The sequence below is a fragment of the Pseudomonas sp. IT-P100 genome (genome assembly GCF_949767185.1).
GTDB classification, from domain to species: Bacteria; Pseudomonadota; Gammaproteobacteria; order Pseudomonadales; family Pseudomonadaceae; genus Aquipseudomonas; species Aquipseudomonas fluorescens_B.
Genome location: NZ_CATKQK010000016.1, coordinates 1 through 18,688, shown reverse-complemented (window position 1 = coordinate 18,688; position 18,688 = coordinate 1). Strand labels below are relative to the sequence as shown.

Below are 18,688 nucleotides of genomic sequence, written 5' to 3'. Positions count from 1 at the left end.
TGACCGTCGGGGTTTTGCGCGTTCTCAACCAAGGACTTTTATGTCGCGTCGTATCTCCCCCGTCATACCCGGCTTCGGGCTGACGCTGGGCTACACCTTGGTGTACCTCAGCCTGATTGTGCTCATTCCACTGGCGGCGATGTTCGTGCATGCCGCCCAACTCACCTGGGATCAGTTCTGGGCAATCATCTCGGCGCCCCGCGTGTGGGCGGCGTTGAAGCTGAGCTTCGGCACCGCGCTCTTTGCCGCGATCATCAACGGCATCATCGGCACGCTGCTGGCCTGGGTGCTGGTGCGCTACACCTTCCCCGGTCGCAAGATCATCGATGCGATGATCGATCTGCCCTTCGCATTGCCCACGGCCGTGGCCGGTATCGCGCTGACCGCGTTGTACACCCCGACCGGGCTGGTGGGTCAGTTTGCGGCGGACCTTGGCTTCAAGATCGCGTATACCCCCCTCGGCATCACGCTGGCGCTGACTTTTGTAACCCTTCCATTCGTAGTACGTACGGTACAGCCAGTACTGGCCGATATCCCCCGTGAAGTGGAAGAGGCGGCGGCGTGCCTTGGTGCAAAACCGTTGCAGGTTTTCCGTCATATCCTGGTGCCCGCGCTGCTGCCCGCCTGGTTGACCGGTTTCGCATTGGCCTTTGCCCGCGGAGTCGGCGAGTACGGCTCGGTGATATTCATCGCCGGCAACATGCCGATGAAAACCGAGATCCTGCCGCTGCTGATCATGGTCAAACTCGACCAGTACGATTACACCGGCGCTACCTCCATTGGTGTACTGATGCTGGTGGTTTCCTTCGTCCTGTTGCTGCTGATCAACTTGCTGCAACGCCGCATCGAAACCCCATAAGGAGGCGCGAAACATGTCCCAATCGTCTATTGCGGCCGCCTCTTCGGCCAACGCTGCCCGCCGTGGCAGTGCCACGTCGCGGCGAATCCTGATCGGCCTGTGCTGGCTGGTCTTCATCCTGTTTTTGGTGTTGCCGCTGTTTATCGTCGTGTCCCAAGGGCTGAAAAACGGCTTGGGCGCGTTCTTCACCGCGATCTTCGAACCGGACGCCTTGTCCGCATTGAAGCTCACGGTGATCGCCGTGCTGATTTCGGTGCCGCTGAACCTGGTGTTCGGTGTCAGCGCCGCGTGGTGCGTGAGCAAGTACTCGTTCCGTGGCAAGAGCATGCTGGTGACCCTGATCGACTTGCCGTTCTCGGTGTCGCCGGTCATCGCCGGTCTGGTCTACGTGCTGATGTTCGGCGCGCAGGGTTTTTTCGGCCCGTGGCTGCAGGATCACGACATTCAGATCGTCTTCGCCTTGCCGGGCATCGTGCTGGCGACGATTTTCGTCACCGTGCCCTTCGTGGCCCGCGAGCTGATCCCGCTGATGCAGGAACAAGGCACTCAGGAAGAAGAGGCCGCGCGCCTTCTCGGCGCCAATGGCTGGCAGATGTTCTGGCACGTCACCGTTCCCAATATCAAATGGGGCCTGATCTACGGCGTGGTGCTGTGCACGGCGCGGGCGATGGGTGAATTCGGGGCGGTGTCGGTGGTTTCCGGGCACATTCGCGGGGTGACCAACACCTTGCCGCTGCACGTCGAGATCCTCTACAACGAATACAACCACGTGGCCGCGTTCGCCGTGGCGAGCCTGTTGCTGATCCTGGCGCTCTTCATCCTGCTGGCCAAGCAGTGGAGCGAAAACCGTATTAACCGCCTGCGCGCCAGCGCCGCGGAGGAATAATTCATGTCGATCGAAGTGCGTAACGTCAGCAAGAATTTCAATGCGTTCAAGGCGCTCAATGACATCAGCCTGGACATTCAAAGCGGCGAACTCGTGGCGCTGCTTGGCCCGTCGGGTTGCGGCAAGACCACGCTGCTGCGGATCATCGCCGGTCTGGAAACCCCGGATCAGGGCAGCATCGTGTTCCACGGTGAGGACGTTTCCGGCCACGATGTGCGTGATCGCAACGTCGGTTTCGTGTTCCAGCACTACGCGTTGTTCCGCCACATGACGGTGTTCGACAACGTCGCGTTCGGCCTGCGCATGAAACCGAAAAACCAGCGTCCGACGGAAAGCCAGATCGCGGTGAAAGTCCATGAGTTGTTGAACATGGTGCAACTGGATTGGCTGTCGGATCGTTACCCGGAACAACTCTCCGGTGGTCAACGTCAGCGTATCGCGCTGGCTCGTGCCTTGGCGGTAGAGCCGAAAGTCCTGCTGCTCGACGAACCCTTCGGCGCACTCGACGCCAAGGTGCGTAAAGAACTGCGCCGCTGGCTCGCGCGCTTGCACGAGGACATCAACCTGACCTCGGTGTTCGTGACCCACGACCAGGAAGAAGCGATGGAAGTCGCTGACCGCATCGTGGTGATGAACAAAGGCGTGATCGAGCAGATCGGCTCACCGGGCGACGTCTACGAGAACCCGGCCAGCGATTTCGTTTATCACTTCCTCGGTGATTCCAACCGTCTGCATCTGGGCGAAGACAACCACGTGCTGTTCCGTCCGCACGAAGTGTCGCTGTCGCGGCATGAGCTGGATGATCACCACGCTGCCGAGGTGCGCGATATCCGTCCGCTGGGCGCGACGACCCGGGTGACGTTGAAGGTCGAAGGCCAGAGCGAGCTGATCGAAGCGGAAGTGGTGAAGGATCACGACAGCCTGATCGGCTTGGCGAAGGGCGAAACCTTGTTCTTCAAACCGAAGGTCTGGCAGAAAGTCGCCAACATCTAAAGCAAAAGCTTCGCGAGCAAGCCCGCTCCACATTTAGCTGATGTCGTACACATAATTTGTGCTCGACACAGACTTAATGTGGGCTTGCTCGCGAAAGCGATCTACGCAGCAGCGCGATTCGGATTTATCCGCACACCCCCAACCCGCGCCTCGATCTGCTCTTTCAGATCCCGTCGCATCCCCAACAAAAACGCCAGCTCAACCACCACAAACAACGGCCCGACAATCAGTCCCGTCACATCATCGACAAACGCCGGTTTGCGTCCTTCGTAATGATGCCCGACAAACTGAATCGCCCAGCCGATCACGAACATCCCGACACCGCTCGCCAGCCACACCAGCGTGCTTTGCTGTGCCAGCACCTGACCTGCCCAAATGCATAGACTGAGCAACACCGTCATCAACGCGCCAAGACGCACTTCCAGGCGCAGGTAGAACCAGGCCGACGCCAGCGCCACCAGCACCGCCGGTGAAAGCCAGCCTCCTGCCCATTGTGGACGGGAGAGCAACACCGCCACGGCCACGACAATCAGCGGAATACCGATAAAGTGGCTGGCGATATTGCGCGGGTCACGGTGGTAAGCGGCGTATTGACTGAGATGGTCAACGAGGCTTTTCATTGTTATTCCTCCTGTAGGGTGATTGATCATGCCCCGGGTTCACCTCTCGCTCTGTCAGCCAGGCGACAATCTCCAGGAGTTTTGATGGACATGCAGGTTTGGCGTTCGCGCCTGATGACGGGGCAATGGTTCAGCCATTTACCTGCTCCCTTACAGGATAGTCTGCTGGCTGCGGCCAAGGTGCGGCGCCTGTCATCGGGGCAGCGGCTGTTCCAGCGCGGTGATCCGCCGTGTGGCCTGTACGCCGTGCTCGAAGGTGCGGTGCGCATCGGCGCGGTGAGCGAGCAAGGCAAGGAGGCACTGCTGAGCCTGGTGGAGTCGCCGCACTGGTTCGGTGAAATCTGTCTGTTCGACGGTCAGCCGCGCACCCACGATGCGTTTGGTCTGGGTCAGTGCATCCTGTTGCACATCCCGCAAACGGCGCTGCTGGCCATGCTGGATGAGCAACCGGTGTACTGGCGGCAACTGGCATTGCTGATGAGCCAGAAACTGCGCCTGACCTTCATCAACCTCGAACAGCTGAGTCTGATGCCGGCGCCTGCACGGTTGGCGCATCGTTTGCTGATGATCGCCAAGGGTTACGGCGAAATCGACCCGCCACGACGGGTGTTGCAACTGCCGCAGGAACAACTGGCTTCAATGTTGTCGCTGTCACGCCAGACCACCAATCAGCTCCTCAAGGAGTTACAAGGCCAGGGGATTCTGAATTTGAAGTACGGCGAGATCGAAATTCTGGATGCCGAGCGGTTGCGGGCGTTGGCGATTTTTTGAAACACGGCGTTATTGGTGGGCTTTGTCCGCGAACGCGCCTAGCCTGTGACGACGACAATCGAGGTGTGCCATGCGTGTGCTGTTAGTGGAAGACGAACCGGAGACCGCCAAACTCCTGGCCAACGGCCTGAGCGAGGCGAGTTACTCGGTGGATGTGGCGTTCAACGGCATGGAAGGCCGTCGCTTCATCGAGTCCGGCGAATACAAGTTGATCATCCTCGACGTCATGTTGCCGGGGCTCAACGGCTGGCAGTTGCTGCAACAGATCCGCAAGCTCGGTGAGACGCCGGTGCTGTTCCTCACCACCAAGGATGGCATCGAGGATCGCTTGCGCGGGTTGGAGCTGCATGAGGACGATTATTTGCTCAAGCCGTTTACGGTGAGCGAACTGGTGGCGCGGGTGCGCAAGTTGTTAAGGCGGGATCGGGGGCGTTAGGGATTACTGCGGTGTCTGGACCTGTCACCGCAACCCATCCCGAAACTGCCCCGGCGTCATCCCCGTCCAGCGCTTGAACGCGCGGCTGAAGCTGCTGGTATCGGCAAACCCCAATAAATAACTGATCTCGCTCAACGAGCATTGCGGGTCGCGCAGGTGCAGCAGCGCGAGGTTTTCGCGGCTCTCATTGAGCAGCGTATCGAACCGGCAACCCTCATCCGCGAGATGCCGTTGCAGGCTGCGCAAACTCAGGTGCAGGGCCTGGGCGATGTGCTCGGCACTGGGCTCGCCTTCCGGCAATTGCTCTTCAATGGCGTCGCGAACCTTGCGTTCCCAGGTCAGGGGTTTGAGTTGCGCCAGCGTGCGTTTGAGCACGGTTTCATTGTGTTCCGCCAGTTCCGGATTGGCGTCGTCCAGGTGACTGTCGAAATCCACCAGGGAAAACTCCAGCCGGTCTTCGCTGGCCGAAAAGTACACTGGAGCGCGAAAGACCTTGTGCCATTGATGCGCGTCGGCCGGTTCCGGGCGGCGCAGGTACACCGCCAGCGGCGCGTAGTCGCGACCGAGTCGGTTGCGGCAGGTACGCACGTAAATGGCGGCGAAGGCGTCGATGGCTTCGAACGCCGGCGCCGGGTTGCCTGGCGGGATTTTCAGGCGAAAGCGATAGCGATCTTCGGTGCGGCTCAATTCAAGCTCTAACGCATCGCTGACCACCTGGTGATAACGCACGATGCGCTCGAACACTTCCCGCAAACTGCCGCTGGCCACCAGGGCATAACCGAGCGCGTGAAACGTGGTCGGGCTGACGAACCGCGAGACGCGCAAGCCGATTGCCGGATCGCCACTGACCTGCACGGCGATTTCCCACAGGCGCGTGGTGCCGGACAACGGGTAACGGGCGTTCGGGTCGTCCATCAATTGCGGGTCGAGCCCCGCCTGGTGACACAGGGCGGTGCTGTCGAGGCCCAGCGCATCGAGTTGCTTGCGCAGGGCGCGGGTCCAGCTGGCGAGGGAGGTCGGTTCAGTCATGCTGATTGGCGCTTCCGGTCAACAGGTTGGCGTCCACGGCTACCGCGTTGTGAGGGTTCACAAGGCAGGATGCGAACATCAATAACCAGAGGATGGAAGCATGGAAGGTACTTCTGCAAGTCCCCAGCGACTGAATGCCGCCCAGCGATCTGCGCATATTCGCGAAGTGGTGCTGGCCAGAGGGGTTGAACTGCGTAGGCGCTACCCGGTTCTCAACCATCAGGACGCCTTGGGCGCGGGCATCCTGGCCTTCGCCTTGGCCGGAATGATCGGCTCTGCGACGCTCTATCTCACCGGGCATATGGCCTGGTGGGTGTGCCTGTTGATTAATGCGTTCTTTGCCTCATTGACCCATGAGCTGGAACACGACCTGATTCATAGCATGTACTTTCGCAAACAGCGCGTGCCGCACAACCTGATGATGGGCCTGGTCTGGCTGGCGCGGCCAAGCACGATCAACCCGTGGATTCGTCGGCACCTGCACCTCAACCATCACAAGGTCTCCGGCACGGAAACCGACATGGAAGAACGGGCGATCACCAACGGCGAGCCCTGGGGTTTTGCGCGACTGTTGATGGTCGGCGATAACGTGATGTCGGCGTTCATCCGCATGCTGCGGGCCAAGACGTGGGAACACAAGTTCAGCATCATCAAGCGCGCCTTGAAGGTCTATGCGCCACTCGCGCTGGTGCATTGGGGCGCGTGGTACGTGTTTCTTGGTTTTCACGCCGCCAACGGCATCGCACACCTGTTAGGGGTACCGATCGAATGGTCAGCGACCACGCTCTCGGTGATGCAGGTGATCGACATCGCGGCGGTGGTGATCATCGGCCCGAACGTGTTGCGCACGTTTTGCCTGCACTTCGTCAGCTCGAACATGCATTACTACGGCGATGTGGAGCCGGGCAATGTACTTCAGCAAACCCAGGTACTCAACCCGTGGTGGATGTGGCCGTTGCAGGCGTTCTGCTTCAACTTTGGCAGCAGCCATGGAATCCATCATTTTGTGGTGAAGGAGCCGTTTTACATCCGCCAGATGACCGTGCCCGTGGCGCATCAAGTGATGCGCGAGATGGGGGTGCGCTTCAATGATTTCGGGACGTTTGGGCGGGCAAACCGTTTTATTCGCAAGGAAGCCGTCGAACCGCAGGAAGTGCGTGGGGCTCGGGCTTGATCGATGCATCCGGAAACTCAAACGCTGGTCATCAAATTGACCCAAAGAGGCGCTAAGTTGTGGTCTGGAGAGTGGTTGGCATATGCGATTAAGGTCTAATAAAGTAATTAAATATTCCTTTATTAGATAACCTTTTCCGCCAATCATCTCGCTACAGATTTTGAGTTTCCGGGGCCGTCTCCTTGGCAGGGTGCGGCCCCTTTTTTATGCCTGAGGAAAACCACAAACCCCTTGTGGGAGCTAACCTGGCTAGCGAATACGGCGGATGACTGATAGTCCGCTTTCGCTAGCAGGCTAGCTGCCACAGGAAAGCGCGACATATTCGATAGCGATCTTAATAAATAGCTTCTTATTCCTTAACGAATATAACTCTCCTCCCTATACTCGACCGGGAACAGACACGCAGCAGGAGAGTTCCCCATGCGCAACGAATCAATTCGCTACCTGATTGTGCCGGGCTGGCAAGGATCGCCAGAAGATCATTGGCAAAGCCACTGGCAGAACAGCCTGCCGAACAGCGCGCGGGTGGAACAGGCCGATTGGCTGACCCCGCGTCGTGAAGACTGGGTTGCGGCGCTGGCCGAGGCGATTGCCGCCGACAGCACGCCGGTGATCCTGATTGCCCATAGCCTGGGATGCATAACGGTCGCGCATTGGGCGGCTACTGCACCGCTGCATTTTCTGCGTCAGGTGCGCGGCGCCTTGCTGGTCGCGCCGGCGGACGTCGAGCGTCCGGCCTGCGCACCGGCGCTGCGTAATTTTGCGCCGATTCCGACCGACCTTTTGCCGTTTCCGAGCCAGGTTGTCAGCTCCGACAACGACAGTGCTGTCAGTGCACCGCGTGCTCTGGAGCTGGCCCGTAACTGGGGCGCCGAGGCGGGGATTCTGTCGGGTGCCGGGCACATCAACGTGAAGTCCGGTCACCAGCGTTGGGAGCAGGGTTTTGCGTATCTGTATCGCCTGCAAAACCGCATGGAACATCACGCCCTGCGCCGCGCTTAGCCTTTCCTTTTTTTAAAAACGGCCCCGCCTCCCAGCGGTTCTGGCCGGGAGCCTGCCATGAGTTTTGAAGCCTTCGGTCAGCCGCTGCTGACCTTTCCCGACGCAGAAAAAAGTCCACTGAGCATCCGCGCCAAGGCGTTGGTGTTCGTTGATCCACGCTCGCGTCAATTGCGCGAGGAGCTGGAGCAACTGGCGCCGCGTTCGATTTCGGTATTGATCCGTGGTGAAACCGGTAGCGGTAAAGAGCTGTTGGCGCGGCACATCCATCGCGCCAGTGAGCGCGGTGGGTTATTCGTCTCGGTCAATTGCGGCGCGATCAGCCCGACCTACGCCGACGCCGAATTGTTCGGCTATGCGGCCGGCAGCTACAGCGGGTCGGCGAGCAGTCGCGCCGGCTGGTTCGGTTCGGCCAATGGCGGCACGTTGTATCTGGACGAGATCGGCGACCTGCCGTTGCCGATCCAGATCAAGTTGCTTGCCGCATTGGAAAACCACGAAGTCACCCGCGTTGGTGCACCTCAACCGAGCCCGGTGGACGTACGTCTCGTAGCTGCGACCAGCATCGATCTGGCGCAAGCTGTGGCTGCCGGTAAATTCCATGAGCGGCTTTATCACTACCTCAGTGAAGGTCAACTCGCACTGCCGGCCTTGCGCGAACGGGTGGGCGATATCCTGTCGCTGTCAGAATATTTCCTCGGCATTTATAGCCAGCGACTCGATTTGCCGGTGCCGCTGATCAGCGAAGCGGCTCAACTGTTGTTAGAGGCGCATAGCTGGCCGGGCAATACACGGGAGTTGGAAAACGTCATTCACTTTGCGTTGCTGGTGAGTACCGGTGACGAGATTTTGCCGGAGCATTTGAATCTGCCTGGGGTGCCTGCGCCGTTGACGCAGATCGAGCAGCAACTCAAACACATCCTCAGCAAAGGCAATGCCAGCGAGAAAACCGCTTTGAAACAACTCCTGAAAGACGCCGCGCTTCTGTAGGCGCTGGCGTAGCGTGCGATCTTTTGACCTGGCAATGCCGAATCAAGATCAAAAGATCGCAGCCTTCGGCAGCTCCTGCACTGTATGAGCAAAATGGAATATGAAAGTGAATAAAAGATATTGTTCGGGAATAAAAAATCCCGGTATTGTCCGCCTCACGCCAGCGATAGCACTTCGCCGGCACTCGTACTAAACAAGCCGTCGTCGATGACGACCGTGATTTTCGATAAGGACACTGCATGAAAAAGGTTCTGTTGTTCACCGCACTGGCGGCTGCCCTGACCGCGGGCCTGGCCCAGGCTGGTGAGAAACTGGTGGTCGCGGCGACCCCGGTCCCACACGCCGAGATTCTGGAACTGATCAAGCCAACCCTCGCCAAAGAAGGCGTGGACCTGGAAATCAAAGTGTTCACCGACTACGTTCAACCGAACGTGCAAGTTGACCAGAAGCGTCTGGACGCCAACTACTTCCAGACCCTGCCATACCTGAAAAACTTCAACGAAGGCAAAGGCACCAACCTGGTGACTGTGATCGGCGTTCACGTCGAACCGTTCGGTGGCTACTCGAAGAAGTACAAAAAACTGGCTGATCTGCCAAACGGCGCGACCATCGCGCTGCCGAACGAAGGCAGCAACAGCGGCCGTGCCCTGCTCCTGCTGCAGAAGGCTGGCCTGATCGAGTTGAAAGACCCGAAAAACGCCTTGGCTACCCCGAAAGACATCGCCAAGAACCCGCACAACTTCAAGTTCAAGGAACTGGAGTCGGCCATGCTGCCGCGCGTTCTGGACCAGGTTGACCTGGACCTGATCAACACCAACTATGCGCTGGAAGCCGGTCTGAACCCGGCCAAAGACGCGCTGGTGATCGAAGGTGCCGATTCGCCTTACGTGAACTTCCTGGTGGCTCGTCCGGACAACAAGGACAGCGTAGCCATCCAGAAACTGGCCAAGGCATTGACCAGCCCTGAAGTGAAGGCGTTCATCGAGAAGAAGTACAGCGGCGCGGTACTGCCGGCGTTCTGATTCGACGCAGCATCGAACCCCTTCAGGGTTTCAAACGCCGACGGCTGATACTAGCGTCGGCGTTTTTTATTGGGTGTGAGATATACCCGTGGCGAGGGAGCTTGCTCCCGCCGGGTTGCGAAGCGACCCTAATAGCTGGCGGCAGGTACACCGCGTTGGCTGGTTTTGCGACTGCTGCGCAGCCGAGCGGGAGCAAGCTCCCTCGCCACAAAATCAAGAGCTATCAGAGCAATCAGAGCTATCAGAGCATCAGAGCAATCAAGGCTGCCAGGGCGCTCAGGCCACCCTGGCCTTCAACGCCCTGCGCAACGCCATCAGCAACTTCACGATGTCCTGCGGATCCAGTCGCTGCGGTACTTTTACGTCAGCCATGTTCTCTTCCTTGTGATGGTTCGGCCGGGAGTCTGGCCAAAAGCTGTGCGTCCTTGGAAGGCTATTTCGAAAAAAAGATCCTTCCTACAGCGAAAAGGAAAATAGTCGTCTTCCTGCGCCGCAGCAAATCCGCAGGATCGTTTTTTGCGTGATATCAATATGCTTTAACGGTATTCAAAATCTTCTTTTTATACCTTTAAAGTGGTCAATTGCCGCGCCGCCTAATCCGGCCAATACCACGCCGGTTCATCCAGCATCCGTTGCCCGACAATCCCGGTCTGCCCGAGGTTTTTCTCCAGCACGATGCAGTTGCATTCCGGGTCTTCCTGCAACGCCGAGATGAGCCGCCGCGCATGGGACACCACCCACACCTGACACTGCTCCGATGCCCGGATAATCAAGCGCGCCAACGCCGGCAACAGGTCCGGATGCAGGCTGGTTTCCGGCTCGTTCAACACCATCAACGTCGGCGGGCGCGGCGTCAGCAGCGCTGCCACCAACAGCAAATACCGCAAGGTCCCATCGGACAACTCCGCCGCCGATAAGGGGCGCAACAACCCTTCCTGATAAAACTCGATGGCGAACCGGCCGCCGGCCAGCGGCTCGATATGCAGCCGTGCACCGGGAAACGCATCGCTGATCGCGTTGCTCAACGCGTCGGGGTCGCCAATTTCGATAATGGTCTGCAACGCCGCCGCCAGATCCCTGCCGTCGTGGTGCAGCACCGGGGTTCGGGTGCCCAGTTGCGGTTGACGCACCGGTGCGTCGGCGTCGCTGCGAAAGTGATCGTAGAAGCGCCAGCGGCGGATGAACTCACGCATCTCCAGAACCTCGGGCGAGGTACGCAGGCTGCCGACCTGATCGAACAGGCTGTCGAAAGTCGGCGTGTGCTGTGCCAGCACGTCCCAGGTGCGGTTGGCTCGCGTACGGATCATCGGCCCGTCGCGATCCACCAGCAGGCTCGCTGGGCGATAGAACGCCCCGGCCCACAGGCATTCGCGCTTGATCTGCGGATCGAGGCTGAACCGCGACGGAATGGGTGAACTGTGTCCGGGTAACATGAAATGACCGTTGGATTCGGGTAGCCCGAGGCTGATCGAGTAACCGAAATCCTCGCCGGCAAACCCCAGGCGCAGGCGTTTGACGCCGTGACGCACGGTCGCCTCGATCGGCACTTCACCGTTACGCATGCGCCGGGTGATGTTTTCCGGTCCGGCCCAGAACGTCGAATCCAGCCCACCCTCGCGGGCCAACGCATTGACCACGCCGCCCTGGGCGGTTTCCGCCAGCAGGCGCAACGCGCGGTAGAGGTTGGACTTACCGCTGCCGTTCGGCCCGGTGATCAGGTTCAAACGACCCAGCGGGATCACCAGTTTATTGATCGAGCGGTAATTGGCCACCGCGAGGGTTTTGAGCATGGGAAGCTTCCTGATTGCTAAGCGTGCAGCAAACCTGTGCACCTGTTGAACCCTGTTCTAAGCTCACAGTCGTATCGCCATTGGCACGTTCGTACAACGCAAAGGAGTCTGCATGGCTGGTCCCGGATTGAAAAGAGTGGTTGGCCTGAGCCTCCTTGTCCTGTTGAGTGCCTGCGGCGAAAAACCCCAGGTTGAAAAGGACCGTCCGCGGGTTTTTGTGCAGGCCGTCAAACCGGCTGATTACGCCGTATCCGTGACCCTGACCGGCGATGTTCAAGCGCGCGTCCAGACCGAACTGTCATTCCGCGTCGGCGGCAAGATCATTCAGCGTATGGTCGATGTCGGTGACCGGGTGTCGGCCAAACAAGTGCTCGCGAGACTCGACCCGAAAGACCTGCAAACCAACGTCGACTCGGCCCAGGCGCAGGTCGTCGCTGAACAGGCACGAGTCAAACAGACCGCCGCCGCCTTCGTTCGCCAGCAAAAACTCCTGCCCAAGGGCTACACCAGTCAAAGCGAGTACGACTCGGCACAGGCCGCATTGCGCAGCAGTCAAAGCGCGCTGACGGCCGCCCAGGCGCAATTGGCCAATGCCCGTGAACAACTGGGCTATACCGCGCTGATCGCCGACGCGCCGGGGATAGTTACCGCCCGCCAGGCCGAAGTCGGCCAGGTGGTGCAGGCCACGATGCCGATTTTCAGTCTCGCCCGGGACGGTGAGCGTGATGCGGTGTTCAACGTCTACGAATCGCTGCTGGCAGAGGCTCCCGAAGATAAAACGATCGTGGTCAGCCTGCTCGACAACCCGGCCATCAAGACCACGGGCACGGTTCGGGAAATCACTCCGGCCGTTTCCGCGCAGACCGGCACGGTGCAGGTCAAAGTCACCCTTGATGGTTTGCCGGAAGGCATGCAGCTCGGCTCTGTCGTCAGCGCCACGGCGAAGACGCCGGGCAAGTCGGCGGTTGAGCTGCCGTGGTCGGCCCTGACCAAAAACCTCAGCGACCCGGCCGTGTGGCTGGTGGATGACGAAGGCCGGGCGCAGTTGCATACGGTCACGGTCGGTCGTTACCTGACCGGCAAAGTCATCATCAACGATGGCTTGAAGGGCGGCGAAAAAGTCGTCATCGCTGGCGGCCAGTTGTTGCACCCCGGCGTGAAAGTGGAAATTGCTGAAAACACCTATAAAGACCTGGCCGGAGGGGCTCAGCCATGAAGCGCCTGTTGCTGGTGTTCGCCGGTGTGATGCTGGTGGCCTGTTCGGAACAAGAGCCGCCGCCGGAGCCGGTGCGACCGGTGCTGTCGATCAAAGTGCTGGCGCTGGACGAGGAAAATCTCGGCCGCTTCGCCGGCAGCATCCAGGCCCGTTACGAAACCAATGTCGGATTCCGCGTGCCGGGGCGGATCGCCAGCCGTAACGTCGATGTTGGCGCCGAGGTCGAGAAGGGCGCCTTGCTCGCCACGCTCGATCCCACGGATCAGCAAAACCAGCTGCGCTCGGCCGAGGGCGATCTGGCCAAGGTTCAAGCGCAGCTGATCAACGCCCAGGCCAACGCCCGTCGCCAGCAGGAGCTGTTCGATCGCGGGGTCGGTGCGCAGGCGCAACTGGACATCGCCCAGACGGATCTGAAAACCACTCAGGCCTCCCTCGATCAAGCGAAGGCAGCAGTCAATCAGGCCAGGGATCAACTCGGTTACGTCGAACTGCGCACTGACCACAAAGCCATCGTCACCGCGTGGAACGCCGAAGCCGGCCAAGTGGTGACCGCCGGCCAGCAAGTGGTGACCCTGGCGCAGCCGGACATCAAGGAAGCGGTGATCGACCTGCCCGACACGCTGGTCGATCAGTTGCCGGCGGACGTGGTGTTTCAAGTCGCCGTGCAACTGGACCCGAGCATCACCACCACCGCCACCGTTCGCGAAATCGAACCCCAGGCCCAAAGCGCCACCCGCACCCGTCGCGCCCGCCTGACCCTGACCGATACGCCACCGGGTTTTCGCCTGGGCACGGCGATCAGCGTGACCCTCAGCTCGGCCATCAAACCGCGTATCGAGCTGCCCCTGACCGCGCTGCAAGAGGTCGATGGCAAATCGCGAATCTGGGTCATCGACCCACAGACCCAAACCGTTTCCCCGCGTGACATCAACCTGATCAGCCGTACCGATTCCATGATGGTCCTGGCCAACGGCGTGAAATCCGGCGAGCGCGTTGTCAGTGCCGGTGTGAACAGCCTGAAACCGGGGCAGGAAGTGAAAATCGACGAGGACGGCCCACAATGAAAGGGAGCTTCAACTTATCCGAATGGGCCCTCAAGCATCAGTCGTTTGTCTGGTATCTGATGTTCATCGCGCTGCTGATGGGCGTGTTCTCGTACTTGAACCTCGGCCGCGAAGAAGACCCCTCGTTCACCATCAAGACCATGGTGATCCAGACCCGCTGGCCGGGTGCGACCCAGGAAGAAACCCTCAAGCAAGTCACTGACCGCATCGAGAAAAAACTCGAAGAGCTCGATTCCCTCGACTACGTGAAAAGTTACACCCGCCCCGGTGAATCGACGGTCTTCGTCAACCTGCGTGACACCACCAGCGCCAAGGACATCCCGGAAATCTGGTACCAGGTGCGCAAGAAAATCAACGACATCCGCGGCGACTTCCCCAAAGGCCTGCAAGGGCCGGGGTTCAATGACGAGTTCGGGGATGTGTTCGGTTCGGTGTACGCCTTCACCGCCGACGGTTTGTCGATGCGCCAGTTACGCGACTACGTCGAGCAGGCCCGCGCCGAGATCCGTGAGGTGCCGGGCCTGGGCAAGGTCGAGATGGTGGGTGAGCAGGACGAAGTGCTGTACCTGAACTTCTCCACCCGCAAACTGGCGGCGTTGGGCATTGATCAGCGTCAGGTCGTGCAGAGCCTGCAATCGCAAAACGCCGTGACGCCGGCCGGGGTGATCGAGGCCGGGCCGGAGCGTATTTCCGTGCGCACCACAGGGCAATTCGTTTCCGAGAAAGACCTGGAAAACGTCAATCTGCGGCTCAATGATCGCTTCTATCGTCTGGCCGACATTGCCGACATCAGCCGGGGTTATGTCGACCCGGCGACGCCGGAGTTTCGCTTCAACGGTCACCCGGGCATCGGCCTGGCCATCGCCATGAAGAAGGGCGGCAACATCCAGGATTTCGGCAAGGCGCTGCACCAGCGCATGACCGACCTGACCGCTGACTTGCCGGTGGGCGTCGGTGTGTACAACGTTTCCGACCAGGCGGCCGTGGTCGAAAAGGCCGTCGGGGGCTTTACCAGCGCGCTGTTTGAAGCGGTGGTGATTGTGCTGGTGGTCAGCTTCGTCAGCCTCGGCGTGCGCGCCGGGCTGGTGGTGGCGTGCTCGATTCCGCTGGTGCTGGCGATGGTCTTCGTCTTCATGGAATACAGCGGCATCACGATGCAGCGTATTTCCCTCGGCGCCTTGATCATCGCCCTTGGCCTGCTGGTGGACGACGCGATGATCACGGTCGAGATGATGGTCACCCGCCTGGAGATGGGCGAAACCAAAGAGCAGGCGGCCACCTTCGCCTACACCTCGACCGCGTTCCCGATGCTCACTGGTACGCTGGTAACGGTGGCCGGTTTTGTACCGATCGGCCTGAACGCCAGTTCGGCGGGCGAGTACACCTTCACGCTGTTTGCGGTGATCGCCGTGGCCATGCTGGTGTCCTGGGTTGTCGCGGTGCTGTTCGCGCCGGTGATCGGCGTGCACATCCTCAGTGCCAACGTGAAACCTCACAACGCCGAGCCCGGCCGCATCGGCCGTGCCTTCAATTACGGCATGCTCTGGTCCATGCGCAATCGCTGGTGGGCCATCGGCATCACCATTGCCTTGTTCGTGGCGTCGGTGTTTTCCATGCAGTTCGTGCAAAACCAGTTCTTCCCGTCTTCCGACCGCCCGGAAATCCTCGTCGACCTGAACCTGCCGCAAAACGCTTCGATTGCCGAAACCCGCAAAGCCGTAGACAAGCTCGAAGCGACACTCAAGGACGACCCGGACATCGTCCGCTGGAGCACCTACATCGGCGAAGGCGCGATCCGTTTCTACCTGCCGCTCGACCAGCAATTGCAAAACCCGTACTACGCGCAATTGGTCATCGTCAGCAAGGGCCTGGAATCGCGAGAAGCCCTGAGCCAGCGTTTGCGCGAGCGCTTGCGCAAGGACTTCGTCGGCATCGGCAGCTACGTCCAGGCGCTGGAAATGGGCCCGCCTGTCGGGCGACCGATCCAGTACCGGGTCAGCGGCAAGGACATCGACCAGGTGCGCAAACACGCCATCGCCCTGGCCACCGAGCTGGACAAGAACTCGCACATCGGCGAGATCATTTACGACTGGAACGAGCCGGGCAAAGTCCTGCGCATCGACATCGCCCAGGACAAGGCGCGGCAACTGGGGCTGTCGTCGGAAGACGTGGCCAACCTGATGAACAGTATCGTGGTCGGTGCGCCGGTGACGCAGGTCGATGACGATATCTACCTGATCAACGTCGTTGGCCGCGCGGTGGACGCGGAGCGCGGTACACCGGAAACCTTGCAGAACCTGCAGATTGTCACGTCGAGCGGCAACTCGATTCCGCTGCTGGCCTTCGCCACCGTGCGCTATGAAATGGAGCAGCCGCTGGTGTGGCGTCGCGACCGCAAGCCAACCATTACCATCAAGGCAGCGGTGCGCGACGAGATTCAGCCGACCGATCTGGTGAAACAACTCAAACCTGACATCGACAAGTTCGCCGCATCGTTGCCGGTGGGCTACAAGGTCGCTACGGGCGGCACCGTCGAGGAAAGCGGCAAGGCCCAAGGGCCGATTGCCAAGGTCGTGCCGTTGATGCTGTTCCTGATGGCGACCTTCCTGATGATCCAGTTGCACAGCGTACAGAAGCTGTTCCTGGTCGCCAGCGTCGCGCCGCTCGGTTTGATCGGCGTGGTGCTGGCGCTGATCCCCACGGGCACGCCGATGGGGTTCGTGGCGATCCTCGGGATTCTGGCGCTGATCGGCATCATTATCCGCAACTCGGTGATTCTGGTGACGCAGATCGACGCCTTGGAGAAAGAGGGGTTGTCGCCGTGGGACGCGGTGGCGCAAGCCACGGAACATCGGCGCCGACCGATTCTGCTGACGGCCGCGGCGGCGAGCCTGGGGATGATCCCGATTGCCCGGGAAGTGTTCTGGGGGCCGATGGCGTACGCGATGATCGGCGGCATCATCATCGCGACGTTGCTGACGCTGCTGTTTTTGCCGGCGCTGTATGTGGCCTGGTACAAGATTCGCGAGCCGAAGAAAGAGGTCCAGTAAAAGCAGAGCGCTTCGCGCTCTAATCGCGAGCAGGCTCGCTCCCACAGTGGAACGAGTCGCTCAGGCAAACCCGGTCCCCTGTGGGAGCGAGCCTGCTCGCGATGGCGTCGGACCTGCCTACACCGGTTTACGCCAAACACTCGCCAACCAGGGCTGCTGCTCCCGCGGCAGCCCCGCCGGCCGGTAGTAATGCTCCAACTCCACAAACCCCGCCGCGTTCAGCAAATCCTGCCACGCCTGAAGATCGTGATAAGCCCCATACCGCGGCCCATTCCACCCCTCCTGATTCTCACCACGCGGATTGGAACTGAACAACACCCCACCCGGCCTCAACGCCCCACGCAATTCCTTCAACACCCGTGGCAATTCCTGACGCGGAATATGAAACAGCACCGCGTTGGCAAAAATCCCGTCGAAGCGTTCAGCCGGCAAATCCAGTTTCAGAAAATCCTGCTGCCACACCTCGCAACCACTGTCTTCACGCGCCATTTGCGCAAACTTTTCCGAACCGTCGAGGCCGACCGCGGTGTGGCCCATGCGCGTGAACGTCTGCAAATCCCGACCCGGCCCGCAGCCAAAGTCGAGGATGTCGAAGGGCGCCTCACCCTGAATATGCCGCAGCAGTGCGTCGATGTTCTGGCTGACATCGTGATCGCGCGTCCCTTCGCGAAAACCTTCGGCCACCGAGTTGTAATGACCGAGGGTGGTGGAGGTGATTTTCTCAAGGTCGTCTGGGGTTTGTTTCATGGCGGGCTGCGCAGGCAATTGGGATTCGCCGAATATACGCCATCAGGTCTGGGGCTGCTGCGCAGCCCATAGCCGGCAAGCCGGTCTCGCTCCCACAGTAAATCGCGCCGAACACAAATCTTTCATTCACAACCGATCAACTGTGGGAGCGAGGCTTGCCCGCGAAGGCGATTTAACTGCCGGCCGATTATTCAGGCCGGTTTCCGCTGTGCTTCATCCCCAAACATTCAATGGACCGGTCAACCATCGCCTTGGCAATTTCCAGCAAATGCCAAATAGAGAACACCATGGCCCTGTCGGCACCTTTCAGTTGATCGCCACACCGATAAGCGGTGACCGAGGCGCAGCGCAGAAGGTCGGCGACATAGAGTTGCGTGTCCTCGAAATTCACGTCCTGGCTGACGTTGTAGAAGCGCAGTTCGTCCGGTGCGCCGGTATGTTCGCGGGTGAGGTAAAAATCGATTGCGTGGTAAAGCGCTGAACGACCTTTAAGCGGATCGTCGTTGTCTTTGCTTGAGGTTTCGGGAGGTGGATCGGGGACTGGTTTTTTCATTGGTAAAACTCCTGGTATTAATTGGAGCCAACCGATATCGCGACTAAACGAACAGGGGTGGCGGCTGCACGCAGGTTAGTCGACCGGATACCAGGAACTCCGGCGCACCCGAGGGTGCCCTGCGCACAGCCACCATAACGTTCAGGCATTAACAAACACCCGACACGAGGTAGCGCTGTGCGCCTGGTAGGTCCGAGCGACTAAACCCGATCACTGATGAGCAGTGACGGACCGAGACTAGCCACGAGAATCCACCGGCGCAAGCGTGCGGAATCATCTAGGAAACGTCCTGCAAATGAAAGGGATTGGCCTTGTAGGAGTGCTGATTTCTCTGTGGGAAAACTTCCCGATTTGTAGTTAATTTCCTACCGCCAACCTTGATTCAGCGCTTGTTCAGCCTCCGCCCCCCAACACTCTCGGTGCGGCTACCTGTTACTTCTTACAGTATCGGCCCGGCCAAAAAAGGCTCAGTCTTACCTCGACCCGAGC

At 59.8% G+C, this 18,688-nt stretch carries 17 protein-coding genes; 12 read left to right on the top strand and 5 right to left on the bottom strand.

Annotated elements, in window-relative coordinates:
* The first annotated feature begins 40 nt into the window (after positions 1-40).
* Genes cysT through ACM6IQ_RS14975 form a run of 3 tightly spaced genes read left to right on the top strand, consistent with a single transcriptional unit; the run spans position 41 to position 2,738 of the window.
* A complete protein-coding gene (cysT, locus tag ACM6IQ_RS14985) occupies positions 41-859 on the top strand; it encodes a sulfate ABC transporter permease subunit CysT (RefSeq protein ID WP_414879195.1) in 819 nt (272 codons plus the stop codon).
* A 13-nt stretch (positions 860-872) separates the two neighbouring features.
* Positions 873-1,745 (top strand): sulfate ABC transporter permease subunit CysW, encoded by an 873-nt coding sequence (gene cysW, locus ACM6IQ_RS14980; protein WP_017335870.1) that lies wholly within the window; start codon positions 873-875, stop codon positions 1,743-1,745.
* Between the two features lie 3 nt (positions 1,746-1,748).
* On the top strand, positions 1,749-2,738 hold the full coding sequence (locus tag ACM6IQ_RS14975) for a sulfate/molybdate ABC transporter ATP-binding protein (RefSeq protein ID WP_017335871.1): 990 nt from the start codon (positions 1,749-1,751) through the stop codon (positions 2,736-2,738).
* A 101-nt stretch (positions 2,739-2,839) separates the two neighbouring features.
* Here the strand turns inward: ACM6IQ_RS14975 and ACM6IQ_RS14970 are convergent, their stop codons facing one another.
* Positions 2,840-3,358, bottom strand: a complete 519-nt coding sequence (locus tag ACM6IQ_RS14970) for a DUF962 domain-containing protein (protein ID WP_017335872.1) — start codon at positions 3,356-3,358, stop codon at positions 2,840-2,842.
* Positions 3,359-3,442: 84 nt separating this feature from the next.
* Between ACM6IQ_RS14970 and ACM6IQ_RS14965 the strand changes: the two genes are divergently transcribed.
* Together ACM6IQ_RS14965 and ACM6IQ_RS14960 are read left to right on the top strand one after the other, a co-directional pair.
* Positions 3,443-4,129, top strand: coding sequence for a Crp/Fnr family transcriptional regulator (locus ACM6IQ_RS14965; RefSeq protein ID WP_017335873.1), 687 nt, complete (start codon positions 3,443-3,445; stop codon positions 4,127-4,129).
* Positions 4,130-4,199: 70 nt separating this feature from the next.
* Complete coding sequence (locus tag ACM6IQ_RS14960; protein WP_414879194.1) at positions 4,200-4,565, top strand: response regulator; 366 nt, start codon at positions 4,200-4,202, stop codon at positions 4,563-4,565.
* A 24-nt stretch (positions 4,566-4,589) separates the two neighbouring features.
* On the opposite strand, the gene ACM6IQ_RS14955 is transcribed toward ACM6IQ_RS14960, so the two are convergent.
* Positions 4,590-5,594: an AraC family transcriptional regulator gene (locus ACM6IQ_RS14955; RefSeq protein ID WP_017335875.1), complete on the bottom strand. Its 1,005-nt coding sequence runs from the start codon at positions 5,592-5,594 to the stop codon at positions 4,590-4,592.
* Between the two features lie 100 nt (positions 5,595-5,694).
* Here ACM6IQ_RS14955 and ACM6IQ_RS14950 point away from each other — a divergent pair, with 100 nt between their 5' ends.
* The 4 genes from ACM6IQ_RS14950 to ACM6IQ_RS14935 all read left to right on the top strand — a co-directional run bounded on the left by ACM6IQ_RS14950 (position 5,695) and on the right by ACM6IQ_RS14935 (position 9,779).
* Entirely contained in the window at positions 5,695-6,768 is a 1,074-nt protein-coding gene (locus ACM6IQ_RS14950) for a fatty acid desaturase (RefSeq protein WP_414879193.1), read from the top strand.
* Between the two features lie 420 nt (positions 6,769-7,188).
* Positions 7,189-7,770, top strand: a complete 582-nt coding sequence (locus ACM6IQ_RS14945; protein ID WP_017335877.1) for an alpha/beta hydrolase — start codon at positions 7,189-7,191, stop codon at positions 7,768-7,770.
* A 57-nt stretch (positions 7,771-7,827) separates the two neighbouring features.
* Positions 7,828-8,757 (top strand): sigma 54-interacting transcriptional regulator, encoded by a 930-nt coding sequence (locus tag ACM6IQ_RS14940; RefSeq protein ID WP_414879192.1) that lies wholly within the window; start codon positions 7,828-7,830, stop codon positions 8,755-8,757.
* 239 nt (positions 8,758-8,996) lie between these two features.
* Positions 8,997-9,779 carry a MetQ/NlpA family ABC transporter substrate-binding protein gene (locus ACM6IQ_RS14935; RefSeq protein WP_017335879.1) on the top strand — a complete coding sequence of 261 codons (783 nt, stop codon included), beginning with the start codon at positions 8,997-8,999 and terminating at the stop codon, positions 9,777-9,779.
* Positions 9,780-10,372: 593 nt separating this feature from the next.
* Here ACM6IQ_RS14935 and ACM6IQ_RS14930 read toward each other — a convergent pair.
* Positions 10,373-11,569 carry an AAA family ATPase gene (locus ACM6IQ_RS14930; protein ID WP_414879191.1) on the bottom strand — a complete coding sequence of 399 codons (1,197 nt, stop codon included), beginning with the start codon at positions 11,567-11,569 and terminating at the stop codon, positions 10,373-10,375.
* Positions 11,570-11,681: 112 nt separating this feature from the next.
* Between ACM6IQ_RS14930 and ACM6IQ_RS14925 the strand changes: the two genes are divergently transcribed.
* Genes ACM6IQ_RS14925 through ACM6IQ_RS14915 form a run of 3 tightly spaced genes read left to right on the top strand, consistent with a single transcriptional unit; the run spans position 11,682 to position 16,899 of the window.
* Complete coding sequence (locus ACM6IQ_RS14925) at positions 11,682-12,785, top strand: efflux RND transporter periplasmic adaptor subunit (protein ID WP_017335882.1); 1,104 nt, start codon at positions 11,682-11,684, stop codon at positions 12,783-12,785.
* Entirely contained in the window at positions 12,782-13,849 is a 1,068-nt protein-coding gene (locus tag ACM6IQ_RS14920; protein ID WP_017335883.1) for an efflux RND transporter periplasmic adaptor subunit, read from the top strand. Before ACM6IQ_RS14925 ends, ACM6IQ_RS14920 begins: the two co-directional genes overlap by 4 nt.
* A complete protein-coding gene (locus ACM6IQ_RS14915) occupies positions 13,846-16,899 on the top strand; it encodes an efflux RND transporter permease subunit (protein WP_414879190.1) in 3,054 nt (1,017 codons plus the stop codon). The genes ACM6IQ_RS14920 and ACM6IQ_RS14915 overlap by 4 nt, the downstream gene beginning before the upstream one ends.
* 117 nt (positions 16,900-17,016) lie before the next feature.
* Here ACM6IQ_RS14915 and ACM6IQ_RS14910 read toward each other — a convergent pair whose 3' ends face one another.
* Positions 17,017-17,646 (bottom strand): class I SAM-dependent methyltransferase, encoded by a 630-nt coding sequence (locus ACM6IQ_RS14910; RefSeq protein WP_414879189.1) that lies wholly within the window; start codon positions 17,644-17,646, stop codon positions 17,017-17,019.
* A 187-nt stretch (positions 17,647-17,833) separates the two neighbouring features.
* A complete protein-coding gene (locus ACM6IQ_RS14905; protein ID WP_192417257.1) occupies positions 17,834-18,199 on the bottom strand; it encodes a DUF6124 family protein in 366 nt (121 codons plus the stop codon).
* Positions 18,200-18,688 lie beyond the last annotated feature (489 nt).